The organism is Pirellula sp. SH-Sr6A, assembly GCF_001610875.1.
Classification (GTDB): domain Bacteria; phylum Planctomycetota; class Planctomycetia; order Pirellulales; family Pirellulaceae; genus JBKCUI01.
Genome location: NZ_CP011272.1, coordinates 5,887,662 through 5,906,119, shown reverse-complemented (window position 1 = coordinate 5,906,119; position 18,458 = coordinate 5,887,662). Strand labels below are relative to the sequence as shown.

20 protein-coding genes and 1 tRNA gene are annotated in these 18,458 nt (G+C 54.1%); 3 read left to right on the top strand and 18 right to left on the bottom strand.

From position 1 onward, the window contains the following. Positions 1-178: 178 nt before the first annotated feature. Positions 179-2,449: a bifunctional DNA primase/polymerase gene (locus tag VN12_RS22850; protein ID WP_146678997.1), complete on the bottom strand. Its 2,271-nt coding sequence runs from the start codon at positions 2,447-2,449 to the stop codon at positions 179-181. A gap of 67 nt (positions 2,450-2,516) precedes the next feature. Beyond that, positions 2,517-4,178: a DEAD/DEAH box helicase gene (locus VN12_RS22845; RefSeq protein ID WP_168164598.1), complete on the bottom strand. Its 1,662-nt coding sequence runs from the start codon at positions 4,176-4,178 to the stop codon at positions 2,517-2,519. 52 nt (positions 4,179-4,230) lie between these two features. Between VN12_RS22845 and VN12_RS26025 the strand changes: the two genes are divergently transcribed. Continuing rightward, entirely contained in the window at positions 4,231-4,428 is a 198-nt protein-coding gene (locus VN12_RS26025) for a hypothetical protein (RefSeq protein WP_168164597.1), read from the top strand. Positions 4,429-4,547: 119 nt separating this feature from the next. On the opposite strand, the gene VN12_RS22840 is transcribed toward VN12_RS26025, so the two are convergent. From VN12_RS22840 to VN12_RS22765, 16 genes are all read right to left on the bottom strand, one after another. Next, on the bottom strand, positions 4,548-4,892 hold the full coding sequence (locus VN12_RS22840; protein WP_146678992.1) for a RusA family crossover junction endodeoxyribonuclease: 345 nt from the start codon (positions 4,890-4,892) through the stop codon (positions 4,548-4,550). Next, positions 4,892-5,362: a DUF669 domain-containing protein gene (locus VN12_RS22835; RefSeq protein ID WP_168164596.1), complete on the bottom strand. Its 471-nt coding sequence runs from the start codon at positions 5,360-5,362 to the stop codon at positions 4,892-4,894. Before VN12_RS22835 ends, VN12_RS22840 begins: the two co-directional genes overlap by 1 nt. Continuing rightward, the gene (locus tag VN12_RS22830) at positions 5,355-6,128 is read right to left on the bottom strand and encodes an ATP-binding protein (RefSeq protein WP_205855126.1); all 774 of its coding nucleotides are present in this window, start codon (positions 6,126-6,128) and stop codon (positions 5,355-5,357) included. Before VN12_RS22830 ends, VN12_RS22835 begins: the two co-directional genes overlap by 8 nt. Before the next feature lie 2 nt (positions 6,129-6,130). Continuing rightward, positions 6,131-6,433 carry a hypothetical protein gene (locus VN12_RS22825; protein WP_146678987.1) on the bottom strand — a complete coding sequence of 101 codons (303 nt, stop codon included), beginning with the start codon at positions 6,431-6,433 and terminating at the stop codon, positions 6,131-6,133. 77 nt (positions 6,434-6,510) lie between these two features. Next, positions 6,511-7,098, bottom strand: coding sequence for a sigma-70 family RNA polymerase sigma factor (locus VN12_RS22820; RefSeq protein WP_168164595.1), 588 nt, complete (start codon positions 7,096-7,098; stop codon positions 6,511-6,513). Between the two features lie 202 nt (positions 7,099-7,300). Then, entirely contained in the window at positions 7,301-8,269 is a 969-nt protein-coding gene (locus tag VN12_RS22815) for a hypothetical protein (protein ID WP_146678982.1), read from the bottom strand. Next, positions 8,262-9,446, bottom strand: a complete 1,185-nt coding sequence (locus tag VN12_RS22810; protein WP_146678980.1) for a hypothetical protein — start codon at positions 9,444-9,446, stop codon at positions 8,262-8,264. The genes VN12_RS22815 and VN12_RS22810 overlap by 8 nt, the downstream gene beginning before the upstream one ends. A 66-nt stretch (positions 9,447-9,512) precedes the next feature. Further along, positions 9,513-10,265: an ImmA/IrrE family metallo-endopeptidase gene (locus VN12_RS22805; RefSeq protein WP_146678978.1), complete on the bottom strand. Its 753-nt coding sequence runs from the start codon at positions 10,263-10,265 to the stop codon at positions 9,513-9,515. Beyond that, positions 10,262-10,621, bottom strand: coding sequence for a helix-turn-helix domain-containing protein (locus VN12_RS22800; RefSeq protein WP_146678976.1), 360 nt, complete (start codon positions 10,619-10,621; stop codon positions 10,262-10,264). Before VN12_RS22800 ends, VN12_RS22805 begins: the two co-directional genes overlap by 4 nt. A 123-nt stretch (positions 10,622-10,744) precedes the next feature. Continuing rightward, positions 10,745-11,143: a hypothetical protein gene (locus VN12_RS22795; protein WP_146678974.1), complete on the bottom strand. Its 399-nt coding sequence runs from the start codon at positions 11,141-11,143 to the stop codon at positions 10,745-10,747. Next, positions 11,140-12,702 carry a recombinase family protein gene (locus VN12_RS22790; protein WP_146678972.1) on the bottom strand — a complete coding sequence of 521 codons (1,563 nt, stop codon included), beginning with the start codon at positions 12,700-12,702 and terminating at the stop codon, positions 11,140-11,142. The genes VN12_RS22795 and VN12_RS22790 overlap by 4 nt, the downstream gene beginning before the upstream one ends. Further along, positions 12,702-13,181: a DUF2924 domain-containing protein gene (locus tag VN12_RS22785; RefSeq protein WP_146678970.1), complete on the bottom strand. Its 480-nt coding sequence runs from the start codon at positions 13,179-13,181 to the stop codon at positions 12,702-12,704. The genes VN12_RS22790 and VN12_RS22785 overlap by 1 nt, the downstream gene beginning before the upstream one ends. A 58-nt stretch (positions 13,182-13,239) precedes the next feature. Next, a complete protein-coding gene (locus VN12_RS22780; protein WP_146678968.1) occupies positions 13,240-13,449 on the bottom strand; it encodes a hypothetical protein in 210 nt (69 codons plus the stop codon). 192 nt (positions 13,450-13,641) lie between these two features. Next, on the bottom strand, positions 13,642-14,289 hold the full coding sequence (locus VN12_RS22775) for an ATP-grasp domain-containing protein (protein WP_240491240.1): 648 nt from the start codon (positions 14,287-14,289) through the stop codon (positions 13,642-13,644). A 251-nt stretch (positions 14,290-14,540) separates the two neighbouring features. After that, entirely contained in the window at positions 14,541-15,332 is a 792-nt protein-coding gene (locus VN12_RS22770) for a hypothetical protein (protein ID WP_146678966.1), read from the bottom strand. 710 nt (positions 15,333-16,042) lie between these two features. Continuing rightward, positions 16,043-16,116: transfer RNA gene (locus VN12_RS22765), tRNA-Met, on the bottom strand. A gap of 764 nt (positions 16,117-16,880) precedes the next feature. Here VN12_RS22765 and VN12_RS22760 point away from each other — a divergent pair. Further along, complete coding sequence (locus VN12_RS22760) at positions 16,881-17,633, top strand: metallophosphoesterase family protein (protein WP_146678964.1); 753 nt, start codon at positions 16,881-16,883, stop codon at positions 17,631-17,633. A 52-nt stretch (positions 17,634-17,685) separates the two neighbouring features. Further along, positions 17,686-18,432, top strand: coding sequence for a metallophosphoesterase family protein (locus tag VN12_RS22755; RefSeq protein WP_146678962.1), 747 nt, complete (start codon positions 17,686-17,688; stop codon positions 18,430-18,432). The last annotated feature ends 26 nt before the right edge of the window (positions 18,433-18,458 follow it).

The window sequence follows — 18,458 nt, the reverse complement described above, 5'->3', positions numbered from 1 at the left end:
AGAAGCATTTGGTGCAGTGTTTTTCTTGGTCTCTGACTCGCTTCTTTCACTTCTTTCACTGGCGTTTGGGGTGGTTTGGGTTGGTACTTGTTTCACGGGTCTTTCTCCGATTCGAGGCTTCCTTCACCGGTCTAACTTGCCACTTACGGTGGACTTCTTTCACTTTTCACTCTTGGTTTCACCCACTGCTTTCACCCAGCAATCGGTAGTGCCGCTGTGGTCGGCCGGCTGTGGCTTGGATCACCGTCAGCAGGTCTCCTTGCTGCTCGAGCGTCGTCACCAACTCCTGAAAGGTCTTGGCATCGATCTTCATGCGTTTGAGTAGCACGCTGTGGGCAAGTTGCCGGCTGGGTTCCTCGCGAAGCTTTCGAACAAGCTTGAGGCACTCGGCATGGAACGGGTTCTCCGCGACGTGGTTGTGTGCCATGAAGAGCATGCGGCGAGTTTGGTGGAGCATGAACTCCGTAGCCCATCGCACGGCCGCAGCGTCGATTACCGGTGATTGATGGTTCGCGCTGACGGCATAGAGCAGCGCGAGCTTGCGAACTTGCTCAGGTACTCGGCCCCAGACTGTGGTCCCCACCGGATCACCACGTGATTCTGAATTGGCATACTCGGTCTCCGAGGTCCGCCGAGCCTCGGCAAGCAAACCACGAGCTTCTTCGTTCGCCACGACGGTGATGGGCTGCGGATGAAACGACTCCAGGTTTCCTGAACCAGGATTGAACTCCGACCACCACTGCGCTGTATCGATGATGGAAGCCGGGGGGTTGATGATGCCTGGATCCTGCCCGATCGCTCGAGGCCCACTTTCGACGATCAGCATGCGTGCGAAGAAGCCGTTAGTGAGCATTCGCTCCGAGAGGGAGTCGTAATAGTGCGTGGGTATTGCGGTGCCATAGACCACAAGGCACGGCTGGTCGATCACGCCAGGAACTTCCTTGCCGGCCTTACGTCGCATCGGATAAATGCTGTTGGCTGCAGAGTACATCGTGAGCAAAGTGCCCATGATGTTCTCATGCCTCGCATCGCGTGCCTTGTTGATGGACTGCAATAGTCCATCGATCTCATCCGTTTGAAACAGCATCGATGGGGTGAGGAACAGCGAATCTTGGATGCCTTCACCGGACGCGAACTTCTCCCCCAGTGCTGTCACCATCCCCACGCGATGCATAATGTGGGTGTTGATCTTGCGGGGCCAATCTTTGCCGACGGAGGAATAGGCTAGCGCGAGCAGATAGATATTGGTGCGATTGTCGGCCGGGTCACGAACCTTGCGGCCGGCCAGCACGGCCTGAAGGGACAACGCTCCGCAGAACGCCAACGCGGGATTGGGATACGGCGCAGTCTCCAGGCAATGGTCCATGACATCGGAGACGAATCCGGGAATCCGCAGCAATTCCGCCGGCAAAGGACCGGGATCGGGGTAGGCACTCGATTGTGATGCCGGAGCGGTAATTGGGCCCGGAATGAGATGGGAAAGGTCCACGCCAGACTCGTCCGATGTTTGCCCATACCCCTGCAGTCTCAATGCCGTTGCTGCCGCCGCGAAATCACCTCCATGCTCCAGCAATGCGTAGACTGAAAACGGACCGTAGGCTCGGTCCGGTTCAAATGGCGTTGCATTCGATGAGAACACGAACAGTTGGTTGTTACGAAGCGAAGCGCTCCAGCCATGCTCCTTGCCCGGACGTCGCCAATATTCGTTCTCACCACCACGGACTCGCTGCCATCCATGTCGCTCGAGCAGTTGCCGAACATCTCCTCGTTCGTTGAAATCATCTCCCGGCCGGCCTTCACCAATGAGCGATGTTGGCACTCGCGCAGGAGGAGGCGAGGTTTCTGACAAAGCACATGCGGCTTCGATCAGCACCGATCTCTCGGCGTTTGTCAGAACCGGAATCGACTCAAAGGATCCCTGTTGAATGCAATAATTCGGGGTTGGATCACATAGAAAGAGTCCTCCTTCGCCTCGCGTTTCGATGAGGGTCAGCGTAACTTCGAACCGACCGTTGTTACGGCGAGGCACATAACGCTTTCCTGCGATTGTTACTGTGTCGCCTGACTCGGCGACGATTAATCGTTGCGCCAGTTTCCTATTCCCTGGTATCGACTCTTCGCATCGATAGATCGCATGCCGGCCACCAGACTGCGATTCTTCGATCACCAGCCGGTTTACAACGTGGGGAAGTTCATCCGCGACCATGGCTCGCCAACGATCAAACAGTTCTGGCTCGCCATCGAAGTCAATCAATTCCAGGTGGCCTGAAACTACCCCCGTGAGAATACACGTGGCTGATGTCTCTGCGAACCAAGTGCGAACCTGCCGCTCAGTCGGCAGTCGCAGTTGGTATTGCTTCCACCCCGCCAGCGAGGGACGCTTCTCGGATGCAATCGCGGGAAGGACACATAGGCCGGCTCGAAGGTAGGATATTGCGGTCTCGCTCAAACGCCACACTCCTTTGAATTTGCTCGCAGAACAACGACACAGAGATCAAACGCAGACAGGGAATTCACTAGAAGGGGAGCTCGTCATCTGTGAAGACTTCCGATTCGCTCACCGGAATTCCCTCAGGCATTGGCCCCAGCTCATAATCGATGATCCGCTCGTAGGGATCGCCAGCGACACTGCGCACCTTGATTGCCAGCGTGTTTGCGAGACCGCCTCCTTCGATAATCTCGATGGCTCGCTCGATGCTGTCAGGAACTGGATCGGGAGAACGTTTACGCCACCATGCGATTGCCTTTTGACGTGCGTACCCTTCGTGTTCGAAACAAATCCATTCCGACTTGTATTCATGCCAACCAACTCGATAGTCCACTCGAAGGGTGCGAGGATCATCTTCACTCGCGCCTCGTTTGGTATGGATGCCGTAATAGACGTCCTGGACTTCGTATTTCGTTGTCGTGACTTGGCCCGAGAGAATGCCGGCTTCGCTTGCCTTTGCATCATGCTGTTGGCGATCGGGGGGCGGGAAAACGTAACCACATTGCGGGCACGTCGCAAAACCCGCGGCGATGACCGCCTGACAGTGAGGACATTCTTTTGCGGGCGCTTTGCCTTCTATGCGATCCGACGTGGTAACCTTAATTTCATCCACCGGTCCATGACGTAGCACATTGCCACCGAAGTCGAGGACCAGACAATTCTCTTTGCTTGGATGAAGGCGGAAACCACGACCGACCATTTGATAATAGAGCCCCGGCGACATCGTAGGGCGGACGAGCGCGACGCAATCGATGTGAGGCGCATCGAAACCGGTCGTCAGCACATTGACGTTGCACAAGTATTTCAGTTTGCCTGCTTTGAATCTTGCTAACGTTGCATCACGCTCGGAATTGGGTGTATCACCGCTGACAAAGCCACATTCGACACCATGTTCCTCGGCCAATACATTGACGATGTGATGGCCATGCTGGATGCCGGAGGCGAAAATCAGACACCCCTTCCGATCCACTGTATATTCCACAATTTCGGAGGCTGCCGAACGGACTAGTGACTCTTGGTCCATCAACGACTCCACTTCATCCGATACAAAATCACCGCCGCGAACATGGAGCGATGACATATCCGCCTTCACACGGCCGGCCTTGCTGATAAGCGGACAGAGAAAGCCATCTCGGATTAACTCGCGTACACTCACCTCGTAGCAGATGTGGTTTAGAAAACCTTCCGGTGTGCAGATCGGTCCGGTCTTGAGCCGGTATGGTGTGGCTGTAAAACCGACGATTCGCACCTCCGGATTGATCACCTTGGCATCAGCTAGAAACTGCCGATACATCCCATCGCCTTCCAGAGGAATCAAATGGGCTTCGTCCACCATGATTAGATTGAAGGCGTCCAGTTCGCAGGCCCGTTTGTAGATCGATTGAATACTGGCTACGATCACTGGGTTCTGTGTGTCGCGACGCTTGAGTCCGGCTGAGTAGATCCCAAATCCAATCTCAGGACAGACTACCTTCAGCTTGTCAGCTGTCTGCTCAAGCAACTCTTTGACGTGCGCGAGAATTAAGACCCGGCCTCCCCACATCCCGACGGCATCTTTACAGATACTGGCCATGATTGGGGTTTTCCCCCCCGCTGTCGGCACAACCGCACAAGGGTTGTCATCGCGGGAGCGAAGGTGGTCATAGACTGCTGCTTTTACATCTTCTTGGTAAGGTCGAAGTGTAATCATCCTACGACCTCCGCTGTGCGATTGAGAAAACGCAACCTTCATGAGGTCCAGCATGAATGCACTCGATGCTGTCGCCGTTGAGCCGCTTCGTGCCGCGTTGACGTTGGAGCTCCGATTCGGAAAGATCAATCCTTGCATTAACGCCAGAGCACGGTTTACAGATGCGATTGAATGGCCCCGTCGAGCCGAAGACGGAGTTGCATCGCAGACACGTGCGCGGTTGACAAACTTTGCTCCAACAATCGTCTGAGCAGTACCAGTTACGATTCTCGATGCTCAGCAACTGCTGTCGTGTCGGTTTGGTCTTTCTATTCCGAAAGATACGGCCGCAATGTCCGCATTGGTTTTGCGCTTGGTTCTTGGTCATGGTCACGCCTCTCGAATCTGAACGATGGTCTTTCCGCCTTCGACCGGTTGTCCCTTTTCAATCGAAAGGCGAACAATCTGGCTGTCATCGCTGTAAGCACCGCCATGCTGAAGCGCATCGAGCAATGCTTTCTGGACGTTGTCTATGTCGCGTCGTCGACGATCCGGTGGATACACGACAACATCAACGATCAAAGGGCCGCTCAACGGTTGAATCCCCTGTGACGCGAGAAGCGAGCAAACCGCCGCGCGAAATGCTCGCCCTCCGCGTGAAATGAGCGTCCGAGACCCAACATGTCGCCAGTAGTGGTTCACACTTGGCGGATAGGGAAGATGGAACTCGACCATCACGATCGCTTCCAAGGAGGAGAGCTGCTGTTGACCGGAGCCGCTTGAGCCGGCGACGCAACCGACGTTGGTTGCTCACGCTTTGCGTACCCCTTGATCTCGTTGACAATGTCGCCGGTGTCGTTCCGCTTCTTGCAGCGAACGTTGATTACCAGCGGCAAATTGTGTAGCTCGACCGAATCTTTCGGCGAGGGTACTCCAACAGCCCGACAGATGGCGGACAAGTCCGCACGTGCGATTTGCACTGCAACCGCATTCGGGTTATCGAGGTTCAGTCGAGTCCAAATCAGTCGATTCCTGTACTCCCCTTCGATGATTTGAAACGTCAGCTGGAGCAAACTGCCGGTTCCCGCTTTGTTGGGCTTCATCTCGCTGTCGGTGATGACCGCAAGGTATTTGCCCGCAGGAATCGGATCGAAGTCTCCGGTCGGTTCAACTTGGTTAGCATCGAAACCATTGAGGTCAGCCATTACTTTGAGTTCCTTGTGATTGAGAAATTGCTTGAACAAACGCCGCCCAGGAGAGCGGCAACTCTTCGACGATTCCGTACCTGTTCTTTGCGACACATGAAGGGCCGCCAACACACCGCAAGATTCGTTCACCACCACCTTTGCCGATGGCATGAGCGATGGTCCGTTTGCGATTGAAGCCGGCGTCTTCGGATTGGGTACGAATCTTCCGTGTGGCAAACAGTACGGCATCGCACCATTCGCTCATCAGTGCAGCTGCGTGTTTATGCAGCCGTGGAGAATAACGGTCATAAGGCGATGACTCGGGATCCTCGAATCGCTCAACCTTGCTATGAGCGATCAACAACACGACCATTCCTCGCTGATTCCTCAGCGCGTTGAGATGCTCGATGATCTCTCGCCAATAGGTCAGCGCGAGGGTGTAGCCTTTGCTATATCCACCCGCGACCTGTTCAATCGATGTTGCGTTGTGTTCCGCACACAATCGGTCGAAGACCAATCGCTCAAGCCAGTCCAACGAATCGATCACCACGGTTTCGTAGTCGTGCGACTCTCGCTGCAGATCAGCCAAAGCGGAGATCACCTCGTCGTACCTGGTCGCCAACGGAAACTTGTCGACATTAAGCTCATCCAATCCGTCCTCGCATTGAATGAAGACCGGTTTGGGTGCTTGTGACGCAAAGGTTGATTTGCCGACGCCCTCAATTCCGTAACAAAGAATGCGAGGTGGTTTTGCTGTTCGACCACGCTGCAATTTGGATAGCATGCTCACGCGGCCACCTCATGACTGAAAGAGTCATAGGATGGAAGGTTGGTGATTCGAAATGCCGATTCGCCAAACTCTCGCAAGAGCAGGCCTCCAAAAACCTGCGCGACCGCGACACCAACTTCGGTTTCACCGTGGACATCGATGAAATTGTCGAATGGCTGGATGTCGTAGTGAAACTCCATCGCAACGCGTGGTTTGCCGAACAGGCCCTCGGCAGCGAAGATTGCAAGATGCAGAGTCATTTCGGCCTCTTCGATTGGCACAGACTCGTCGAATGTGAACCGGAAAACACCAGCGAACATAGGTAACTCCGTTAACAGTTTTTCATTTGCTTCCCGTTGGTTACCTATGCCGCTGGTGTCTCCGATTGCGCGCCTCGTTACTCAGACGAGAAACCTGAACGGGTAAACTGCTCCCGTATCAGGCTCATTGCCGCTTGGTACTTGCGGCGAGAGAGTTGGCTGTCTCGTCGAGTATCGGTATGACCTCCAGCCAATAACTGCTTGCAGATGCTTCGCAGATCCGGCGGAAGTTGCTCAAGAACGGACGCGATGTCCATTCGAAGTTGCATCGCTTCCGAGTCCGAGAGAGGACGTGATTGATGCCGTCGATGTGCGTCTTGGTCAGAGATCGTGGTCCAGAGCGGAGCCGGTGATCCATCCGCCTTCTCGACCATCTTTTCCAAGGACTCGATCTCGACGCCTTCGCCACCATTTCGTTTGATCCTACCTCGCTCACGGATCAACATCGCTACGGACGAGTTGACAACGCGTACGAAAAAGGTGTTGATGGAACTTCGGGTTGGATCGAAGCGGTCGAGCTGAAGTAGAATTCGAAGCGTAAGCTCCTGTTCAAGGTCTTCCGCTTCGCAAACAGTGAACTCTGGCCGACGGACCAGCTGGCGGGCCTTTACTCGAATAAGAGTCCGAGCGTAATCAGAAAGTACATCCTGTGGTTGTGCCGACATGGCAACCTCCTGAGGGCGGAGGCTGCAGCCTGGCAATTCCATCAGTGCTACAAGAATCTGTGCTGCGAAAATTGCAGAAACGTCACAGGTAACTTTCTGACCGCCGGGTTATGGGCCTCGAAGCCCTCGGAGGTCAGCTGCCGTGTCGCATCTGACGCGGTTGCGCGTCAGCGTGCGACAGTCGAGATTTGCGAATCTCCTTTCATTTCGTGGGTTTTCCTGTTGCTAGATTTTTTCCTTTCCTGTCGCGGTGGTGCGACGCGACACCACGAACGATCGAATTTGAATCCTCCTCGTTGGCCAGCGAAGGAATACCTCCGTAGCGATCGATCGCTCGTTTCACCCTATCTTTAGTGACTATCGCGTTAGTTTGGTCCGAGAGGAATTCCGCTGCCAAACGAAGTGAACCTAATTGGCGATATGCCCTGACGTAAATGTCGTCCGTCAGTTCCGTCTTGTTCTCTGCTTTGATCTGCCGGCGAATCGTCAGCTTCAATTCCTCTTCTGTAACACCCAGAATCGGAGAATCGCCAACCTTCTTGGTTGCATCCGCAATGCAAGCAGCCACTTCTTCCACATCGATTTCGAATCGATCCGCGAACCAAGCGATATTCCGAAGGACCAATTGGGGCGGAGGTGTCTTCCAGTACTCTTCCGGCATCGCGTACGTGGAGCTGATTAGGATCGGCTTTCGTTGCCGAACAATTTGAGCACGAGGCAGCTCGGCATCCGGCCAGCGGAGGCCTCGGACGAACAGCACGTCGCGAGACACTTTGTTCCAGGTAAGTCGTCCCAAACGCCACAGACGTTCTGAGAATAGCTCCTGTGGCTTTCCTTTGAGATTCAGCGACGACGCAAGGAATCGCATCAGCGATGAGAGATCGGGACGCCATTGCCGTCGGTGCTGCTGGGTAACTTCGATCCGCAAGACTTCAGGGCAACGAATGAACAATTGAGTGGAATCGCCGGGGCCATCCATAGCGAAAATCTCCTCCCAATGTTCACCGCACTCAGGACAACGAATCGAGTCGGCATCTTCGGCCGAGACGAGAATCCCCAGATCCGTTAGAGTTTGGAGTACTCCAGTCGGCCACCGAGAAACTTCGTCGTTACCCACAGTCATTTGCTGCGACTCAATCATCGGCAGTAGATATTCCAATGGGTCAACCATTGATGATCCCCCAGCGAACGAAGCAGGCGCGACCAATCAGCTCCTGTTCCTCTGGTTTGAATTTGAGGTCGCAGGTATTGGGGCAACTCACATTGACCGTCATGGTTTTCCCTTTGCGGTCGCCATTACCCATGAATTGGAATTGGATACCGGCTTGAGTCACGCTGATCTGGTCGAAGCCAAGTTGCATGGAGGCTAGTTGCGCCGCAAGAAATGATCGAATGCTTGAAAGATCGGTGGCTTCACGAAACTTGAATTCGATCTGCTCGATGTTGGGTACCTTCACTCGTGGGACAATCCGTACCCGTCGTAGTTTCACATCCTGGATGCGCTCGTTGGCCTCGGTAACAAAAGCGAAACTTGGATCGAGTAACTGATCAAGCTGATACACCGGCTTGACGGGATCTTCGTCATCTACTTCGATTCCAAGCATCGACAGACAAAACGCACGGCGAAGTTCTTTCTGAACCTTCTTTCCGCCTTTCGCAATCAGCTCGATGGTGCCGAGATTTGGTTCGAACACGAAGGCGTTGCTGAAGGCGTATGCATCTTCTCGAGGTGTTAGTTGTTCTTGCTCATCAAAGCAAAGTCGCTTGTCAGGCCAATCGGGTAGGTAAGCAAAGAAGTACTGCGAACCGTCGTGGCGATCATACTGATGGACCTTGCATACTTCGCCCCGCATCTCTCGACCCCAGTAGTAGGAGCGGATTCGCTGCTCAAGGGAGCTGATTTTGTCTGGGGTGACAGCAATGGGTTCCTTTGGCAGGCTGTTCCAGATGTTTGCTTGCTGGCCGTTCCGGAGAGCTTCGGCGCGAGCAAAGATTGCTGCCGCATCGAACGCGTCGGTGGCATTCTGGTAAGCCCAAAGCGCCTTGTCCGCAGTGCCCAACTGTGCTGAAAAGATCGGCAGCTTGTCAGGGTGCCTCCACTCAAGCTCCTCGATCAGTACTTTCAGCGCTGTCGGCTCAGCTAGGTGCTGGACGTCCTGAAGGATAACTTGGTAGTGCCGTTTCCTGGCGTCGTCCATCGCTTCCCATGCAGCGATAAGTGGCGCGATGTTGTTTTTTGGCATCGCAGCCCACTCGATTGCTTGCATCGAGGGTTCATTTCCCAGAAGCTGCTGAAGCAGGCCACGGTCGTGAATCGTTAGTTGTTTCTTCAAGTCGAATGTTGCCATCTTCTGTAGCTCCTTTTGATCGAATCATCTGATTAGTAAGCAGTAAGCAATTTGGGTAAAAAAATATCAGAACAGCAATCGAGGTCGGTTCTCGACGAACAGTTTGAGTTCTTCTAGTCGAATTCGCATCGCTTCCTTCGAGACGCTGAAGCGTTCTGCAAAAGGGGCAGCATAGTGTTCCTTGATTGCGGCATCTCGCTCTTCCGCTGTGGTGGCCAAGCGACCTCGAAGCGAAAAAGACTTGTCCGCACTCGCTGGACGCAAGGTCGCCATTTCCGCAGGCTGATCATCTCCGTCGTGGTGCTCTGCCCATGCCTGGAAGACGAGGGGCTTTGGCATGAGCAGGTTGGCGGCAAACGCATCGGCCTGCCATTCCACAGGTTTCTTGCGTTCGCTGGACCGGCAGACGACATCGGGCACGCGAACACCATCTTCGAACAACATTGGCTGATTGGGATTCTCTTTGTAGAGATGCCGGTGGAGGCACCAATGCCCAAGTTCGTGGGCCAACGTGAAGTGGTATCGCCCTAGCATCAACGGGTTCTCGTCCGGATTGAGGCTTTGATCGATACCGATGATTCCCTCTTCAAACCAGATCGCCCCATGCACGTCAGCAAACGGAAATAAGGACTTCATGTCCTTAAATTCCAGCGTCAACTGCAGCTGGAATTCGGTGATCTTTTCCAACGGAATCGGTGCTGTGACCTTGCGTTCGAACTTGAGCTCGTACTCATCGAGGAGGAAACGAGCCTCGCGCTCGATTTGCTTCTCATGAAGGTAAGGGACCTGGCGATCAACGAGTGAGAATCGCTCGTTCATGACTTTCCCCCTTTCATCTTCTTGGCTTCTTCAGCGAGTCTTTTCAGTTGTTCAGCGGTAAGGCCATTCGCTTCACGCAGAAGCGCCGGCATCCCGATGGGCTCCTTCTGAATGATTCCTTCTAGGTCATCGGGCACTCGACCAGCCAGTGCGATCCATTCGTCGGCATTCTCACCCAAAATCCCAGCCATCTTGGCCGCTCGTTCGGCCGTTGGCGGATCGATATTCTCCTGCTCCAACTGCGAAATATAGGTGGAGCTCACGCCAACCATCTGGGCAAATTCTCGCAGGCCAAAGCCGCACGCGAGTCGCCGTTCACGGAGAACTTTCCCGAAGGTTTTTGCTGTGGAAGCCATGGTTTTCGCCGGGTACCAGTATGGATTGGACGCGATGGCGTTTAATGCTTAGTAAGCATGACGAGACATAACCCGGCGGTCAAGAGGCACGACCAGAAATCGTGAAAACGATCGGATCTCAATTCATTTGCTTGAACAGCAGCGGGCGAAGTGCAATTGTTGGGACCCCCAATCGGTATGTGCACACACCGCTCTAAGCTTCTTTTCGTGAATCGCCTGCTTGCCGGAGGAATGTGGCGGCAGGTGCAGGAGCTGCTCCTGAATGGACGGACTGAGCAAATTGAGATTCAGGATTTGCGTCATTCGTGGTTGAGTGACTCGACAAAGCCTTGCGAGTTCCGTGATGCCCGCCACTTCGCCACGATCAAGCATCCCCTGATACTTGATCGCCAGTGCCATCAGTCGAGAGATTCTGGGAACGCTGCTGGTTGGCTTCACCGGTTGTTCTTCAGGGCGAGGCTCCAGTCGTCTGCGGCCTCGATGGGTTTTCGTGATCGATAGTTTTTGGTGCACCGTTATCATGCGGCATCATCCTTTCTCTTGACTTTGAGGGAACGGAGTGCATCGGGATAGAACGTTACTGCAATCGATGTGTCTTTGGCGTTGAATTCGATCCGCGAGACCATCAAGCGAATCAGCCGGCTCTTTTCGCGGCTGTTGAACGCCTCCCAGATCGATTCGAAGTCGAGTACCGCTTCGGCGATCTCCCCCTTTTCCGTTGCGCGACGCTCCAATTCCGTGAGGCTCGCAATTATGCGGGAAAGGTCTGACTCGCATTTCGTGATGCGGACATGGAGGTCGGCGATTCGTGAGCTCGTTGCACCAGTAGGATCATGCATCACTGCCAGCTTTCCAATTTCGGCGTGGTCTCGTGAAAGTTGGCGTTCCAACTGACGGCGGTTCGTTTGCAGTTCATCGAGTTGCTTGGATTGGGTGGCCTTCATCTGGGCTGCAACCTGGTTCTGAATCTCCACGTCGGCTCCGACGGCTCGAATCTGCTGGATCACCGCTTGCTCGATTTCTCCTGCTGGAAGATTTGGCGATGGGCATTTACCGCGACCGTTTTTGATGACGTTCGTGCATGTATAGTACCGGTAGACCTTCTCGTCCTTCCTCGTGAAGGTATGGACCATCGCTCGATCGCAGGCGGTGCAATGCAGCAGTCCCTTGAGGATCGCTCCGTGCTTGTTAATCAAGTGGTTTCCCTGGCCACGACCGTTATGCTTCAGTTGCTTTTGAACTGCTTCGAATACTTCGGGTTCAATCAGGTTTTCGTGTTCACCTTTGTGGATCAAATCCTTGTGGCGAATCAGACCAGCGTACAACGGATTGGTCAGCAACGAGTAGATCGAGCATTTGTCGAACGCCTTCCCGCCTCGCGTTACACCCTTCTTTGTCTTCCATACTTTGTTTTGCCAGCCGCGTTTGTTGACCTCTTTGACGACGGGGAGGAGCGATCCGAGCTCTCGGTATAACGAGAAGATGCGCCTAACCTGAACCGCTTCCTCGGCGTTGACTACCAGCTTGGGGCTCGCGTTGGAACGGTCGACATCGTAACCCAAGATCGGAATACCACCGGTCCATTTCCCTTTTCGGCGTTGGGCAGCGATCTTGTCTCGTGTACGTTCTCCAATAATCTCCCGCTCGAACTGCGCAAAGGACAACAGGATGTTCAGTGTAAGGCGGCCCATCGAATGGGTCGTGTTGAACTGCTGAGTGACCGAGACGAACGAGACGCCGTGTTTATCGAAGGTCTCCATAATTCGCGAGAAGTCCAACAGGGATCGACTTAGCCGGTCAACTTTGTAGACGACCACACAATCGATGCGTCCTGTCTTGATGTCCTCAAGGAGACGGTTAAGAGCGGGGCGATCCAAGGTTCCACCCGAGAATCCGCCATCGTCGTATCGATCCGGCAAGCATTCCCAGCCTTCGTGCTGTTGGCTCGCAATAAATGCTTCGGCCGATTCTCGCTGGGCATGAAGCGAATTGAACTCTAACTCAAGTCCCTCTTCGCAAGACTTTCGTGTGTAGATGGCACAGCGGTTCTTTGGGCCTGTGCTTTTGGGTTGATTGGTCATTAGGTGCTCCTCAATCGAAAGAACTGAAATCCATTCACGTGGGATCCAGTGATCGTGTTGGCAACTGCAGTAAGAGATTTGAAGAGTTGGCCTTCGTATTCAAACCCGTCCTCGTGGACGAGCACTCGGATTGGTCTACCTTTGTAATCTCGATGAAGCATCGAGCCGGCAGGAGGTAATCGAAGATCGCGAACTGGTTTCGATTCAACGGGTGCAACGACAATTCGGGATCGTTTGTGTTCGCGAGGTGGAGTAACTCGGACTTCCGAGTCGAGTGCGAGCTCGGCCGCACGTTTCAACGCTCGCTCCGAGAGGCCACCTTCCGCGTTGGCCTGAAGACGCCAAGCGATTCGGCGGATGAGGTAACGTTTGTTTCTACTCCGGCACTTGTCGCCGACGAGCGATTCGAATCTCTCGACCAGCTTGGAAACGGTCATCGTGTCCAGCTTTGCAATCTCGGCTGCTGTTACCGAGTCCATAGGGACCTCCATTGGTTTGTAGTTTCTTTGCGAGTTCACTTGGCCTGACCGACGTCGATCATGTTTCGTCGGCGTCGTCTGGTTCCCCGACGTCGGGTTGAGACACAGAGAGCCTCAAGTCGGAGGAAACCTCAAGGCTGGAATCGCCAGAGTTGGCTGAGATGCGGGCTCTTTGATCGAGCACGCGTTGAAGGCCGATCCCGAGGAGAGCGGCAATCCGCTCACGGCGTTGGCTAACGGAGAGATCCGAGAAAGAAAGATTGGTCATGGCATAACCCACCGGGTTCGAAGAGTGTGAGCTGAAGACGTTTCAGCTCACCCGGGTTATGTATGCCGTCAGGGAGAAAATGGGCGCAGGGGCTCGAATGGGAAAACGACTCAGATGAGCGCGGACCCGCATGCCGTGGTGGTATTGTAAGGATGCCCGGAAACGGGGAGCCTTATCCAATTTATGCCGTTTTTAAGCTGAAGCAGCGATCACCGACACGCTATCGATAATTGCCGTTGCATCACAAGCATAAAGGTCAGCACCACCAAACGGGTTCAATTCTAACAGCCGTAATTGATCATTGCACTCACAGACGTCGAGTATGTATACGGTTTCAGGTTCCGAAATCGACGCTGCCACTCTCGACGCGAAGTTCGCAGCGGCTGAGTCCAATTGCGCGAGCAATAGTTTACGTTTTTTAGGATCATAGGCCGATCCTGTGATGACCGTACGATTTGCAATCACGAAACGCCATTCTTTACCAATAATTTGGATGGGTGCGACGACAACCGGAATTGTATCATCATCGTAGTAGAAACCATGATCGAGCTTAGCAAGGGTAAGATCAGCGATCTCCACGACCCGTCCACTAAACGGTTTAAGCGGGCTATCAGGGCGCACGAAAATGCGATCAGTCGCACCAAGTTGTTTTGCGATAATTGGGGCTCTTGCGACTAGTTCATTGGCAGTGCAAATGTGCCAATCTTTATGGACAAGCCATTGTCGGGCGGATTCGTACCATGAAGAGCAGCGAAAAGATTCGACCGGGCAAAACGATCCCGGCGTCCAGTGAAGGTCGCTGGCGATTCGAGCGGCATTACCAAGAGAGCCATGAAACACAATGGATGTACTGGGTACTTGGGCCGGCACGCCGTCGGACCACCAAGCGTCCGACCATTCAACGAGACGATGCCCACGATCACGGATGGCATTCCGGATCGGCACATGTGTCTCAGGGAAGATATCGGGCTCGAGGACCCATATTACGTCAGACATATACTCTTGAGGCACAACGTTTCGCATCAGCGGGTCGGCGCGATACGCGTTAATTTCAAAACCGGCCCGACCGCCGGCTCTATTGCATGCGAAGGTCACGCATTCTGGTGTTGCTTCAGAACCTTCAGGAGTTGTACCTTGCCTCGCTGCTCGGCGATCTCGGCCGTCCGATTAATTTCATGATCGAACCCACCAATTGTAAGCAAACGTACCACAACCGACGAAGCGTCTGCGTCAACAAAGTCTCTGCTGGCTGCACATGAAACAAGGACTGTCTGCATGTCATGCTCAAGGTAATGGACATCCATACCGTTATCGATCAGGAGATGGGCGATCGATGCGTCGGCAAAGGCAATTGCCCAACCCAGTGTCGTCGTGCCACCAAGAATTGCATTAACGTTCTCGCCATCATCAATGGCAGCACGCACCTTTCCGATGTCGCCTGCATGAATCGCAGGAAACAAATTACGGGTGCCTGATCCGAGCGAGACGACGCCATCGTCCTCCTGCCGGCGGTCAACTTGGTCGAGATCAAGGTAGAAGCTCATATCGTCCAATTCGAGACATTCCCCGACACCATCGGACCAAGTACCCTCGACATAGTTTTGAAGAGCGTCAAGTTCCTCGGCTGTTAACATTCGGATTGATCGAAGCGAGGACTTCGCGAGTAAGCTGTTGTTTCGTGAGTTGGCCAAGATTTGGATGTCGCCCGACCGATCCAGCAGGACTGCCACGGGCACCTCGTCGATCGACTGACCGAAGTAGCGGAGAATGTCTGAGTTCTCGAAAGATCGCCCCACAAATTGACTCAAAATCGACCAGTCGGTAATGCGACGGTCTTCAGTGTCAGTGACGATAAGAGGTGCTGTGAAGTCGATACGAGGCATAGTGCATAACCAAGAATTCCCCCGCGACTAGCGGGGCGATAATAAACGTTCTTCATTCAGGAGGTTATCATAAAGCAAAGTTCAGGTCGATTATGCCGCGCAAAATACAGCGGCAAGTAGTACTGCTCGTTGGATGTGAACGAATTTGTCGCTCCACGCTCCGCCACTCGCGGCTCGATCGAGCCGGCTATAACCCGATACTGTTAGTCAAGAACGCAATGCTTGGGGCATCAGGTCGAGAGGGCTCGATGGCTTGGTGCCATCGCGATGTGGCAACCCGATCAAATGTAACGCTAACGGCAATCGCATCACCCAAGACTCGCTGGGTTCGTTAGCTAGGTTATGAACGCGCGACAGAAAGGCAGTCCAAGTGCGCACGGGTTATGTTCCACTTTCGCGTGCTAACTATCATTTTTCAGGCCAAACTTCGAGTTTCCAAAACAGGGTTATGAAGTTAGAGCGATTTCCATAACCCCAGGGTCAAGAGACTTTGAGAGTCCGGAGAGTTCTGGGCGGAGGGAGAGAAATCAGCCCTAGCCAATGTCGCGCCGGCCGTCGGAGAGAAGTCTCGATGGGGAGAGTTCGAGAGGCGAGAATTTCGCGAATGACTGGGAAAAACAAGGCCAGAAACGCAAACAGGCCGACGTTTTAAGGCGTCGGCCTGTCGGTATAACCGGAGGGTCAAACTGAGTTCGATACCCTTAATTCAGTTGCGGGAGCCGGATTCGAACCGACGACCTCGAGGTTATGAGCCTCGCGAGCTACCGGGCTGCTCCATCCCGCGGGGCAAATAGTACTGATCCTTTCCCACACGTCTAGCCCAATTGTCTCTTTTCTTGGGAATCAGACTCCTTGTCAGCCTTGACCAGCCCCACGTGCCCCAGCCCCACGTGCCCCAGCCCCACGTGACCAGCCCCACGTGACCAGCCCTACATAACCAGGCCTACATAACCAGGCCTACATACCTTGCCACACGTAACTAAACCCACTCCACCAGTACGAATTGACAATCCCACTTCGCCGGAACTTGATCGCAGCAACAAGGGCTTGCCATTGCAGTGACAGGGCGCGACGTGACAGTGACAGAGCGTTACATTGCAGTAACAGGGCGCATACGTTGCAGTGACAGGGCGATAAGTGGCAGCGGCGGGGAGGGGCTTCGCCGTGGCAGGGCCTGCCATAGAGCAAAACTCAGCGTTCGGCGGATTAGCAGCAGGAGTAGCCGGGCGAATGAATCAACAAGGTGTTCGGAGGGAGCCAGAAGACGCGGGGGGGGAGCTGGGGGATTGGAGGACGAGAGTGGGTAGGGGCGGAGGGGTAACGGTTGGACGGAAGCGGGGGGGAATTGTGGGGACTCGCAACTTTGCGGTCTACGGGACTTGTTCGCTCTGCCGGGAGCGAAACGGCCGGCGATTTCCCGAGCTTCCCAGGGAAAAGGGTTAGGGTGGTCTCCCATCGTTCAAGGAATCGTCTAGACTAGAGCGCCTGTCCCAGATCAGTCGGGAGCTTACGGAATGTCGTTTTTTCGGTTCTTTACGAGGCAAAAGCGTGCGGCAAGCGTTGATTAGCGATATCCACGGCAATTTGGAAGCTCTCCAGGCCGTCCTTGCTGACATCGCAGCTCAAAACGTGGACGAAATCATTTGCCTTGGTGATATCGTCGGGTACGGCCCGAACCCTTGCGAGTGTTTGGATCTGGTGATGAAACGCTGCAAACTAACGATCATGGGAAACCATGACCAAGCGGCCCTTTTCGATCCAGACGGTTTCAACCCGGTTGCCTTGCGGGCCATTTACTGGACGCGCGATCGGTTGGATGCGGGGCCGACCAATGTGGTGAACCGGCGTTGGGATTTCTTGAGCGAGCTTCCCAAGCTCTACGTGCAAGAGAAGTTCATGTTCGTGCACGGTTCGCCCCGGGACCCTACGAACGAGTACGTATTCCCCGAATTTATCTACGACAAGGCGAAGATGGAGAGCATATTTGCTCGCATCACGCAGTATTGCTTCCAAGGGCACACGCACATGCCTGGGGTGTTCACTCCCGATTTGGAGTTTATCAAACCTAGCCAGTGCGATTGCGTGTTTCCGCTTGGGAAGGAAAAGCTGATGGTCAATGTGGGAAGCGTCGGTCAGCCTCGCGACGAGGACAATCGAGCTTGCTATGCCATCATCGATCACGACACCAAGAAGCTTATTTACCGGCGTGTCGAATACGATTTCGATGCGACCGCGAAGAAGATTTACGGCATCGCCGATCTCGATCGCATGCTCGGGGATCGACTGAGAACCGGTCGGTAAGGCCTTCCATTCAACATGTCAGGGATTGCAGATTAGTAAGGTCCAATCGGAAGTGCGCACGGCAATAGTTAGCGATATTCACGGTAACCTGGAAGCGTTACTGGCAGTTATGACCGACCTTCGTGCGGAAGGTTGCGAACGGATCGTGTGCCTCGGTGACATCGTCGGCTATGGCCCCAACCCCTGCGAGTGTTTGGACGTCATCTCCAACGTCGATGCGTGCGTGCTTGGTAACCATGACTACGGGGCTCTCATCGATCCCGAGGGTTTCAGCGCTGCCGCGGAGCAGGCAATTTTCTGGACGAGAAGGCAGTTAGAGAATCCAACGACTCCTGATGCCTCGAGGAAGCGGCTGGAATATTTGGCTCGTCTCCCTCGAACGATCGCGGAAGGGAATATCCTTTTCGTCCACGGATCGGTTCGCAACCCACTCAATGAATACGTCTTCCCGGAAGACGTATTCAATCGCCGCAAAATGGAGAAGCTTTTCTCCATGGTGCAGGGCTACACCTTTCAGGGGCACACGCACGCGCCAGGCATTTTTACTTCGAACATGCAGTTTCAGCGCCCGGATGAATTGGGGTATCGAACGCAGTTGCCATCGGACAAGGCGATGGTGAACGTCGGGAGTGTCGGGCAACCGCGCGACGGAGACTGGCGAAGTTGCTATGTCATCTTGGACGGAAAAGATTTGGAGTTCCGCAGGATCGAGTACGACATCGAGACGACGATTAGCAAGATCTTTGCGATCCCCGAGTTGGATAATTTCTTGGGGGAAAGGCTGCGCGAGGGCAGGTAGGACGCGCTGCGCGCGAGAGAGTAGAT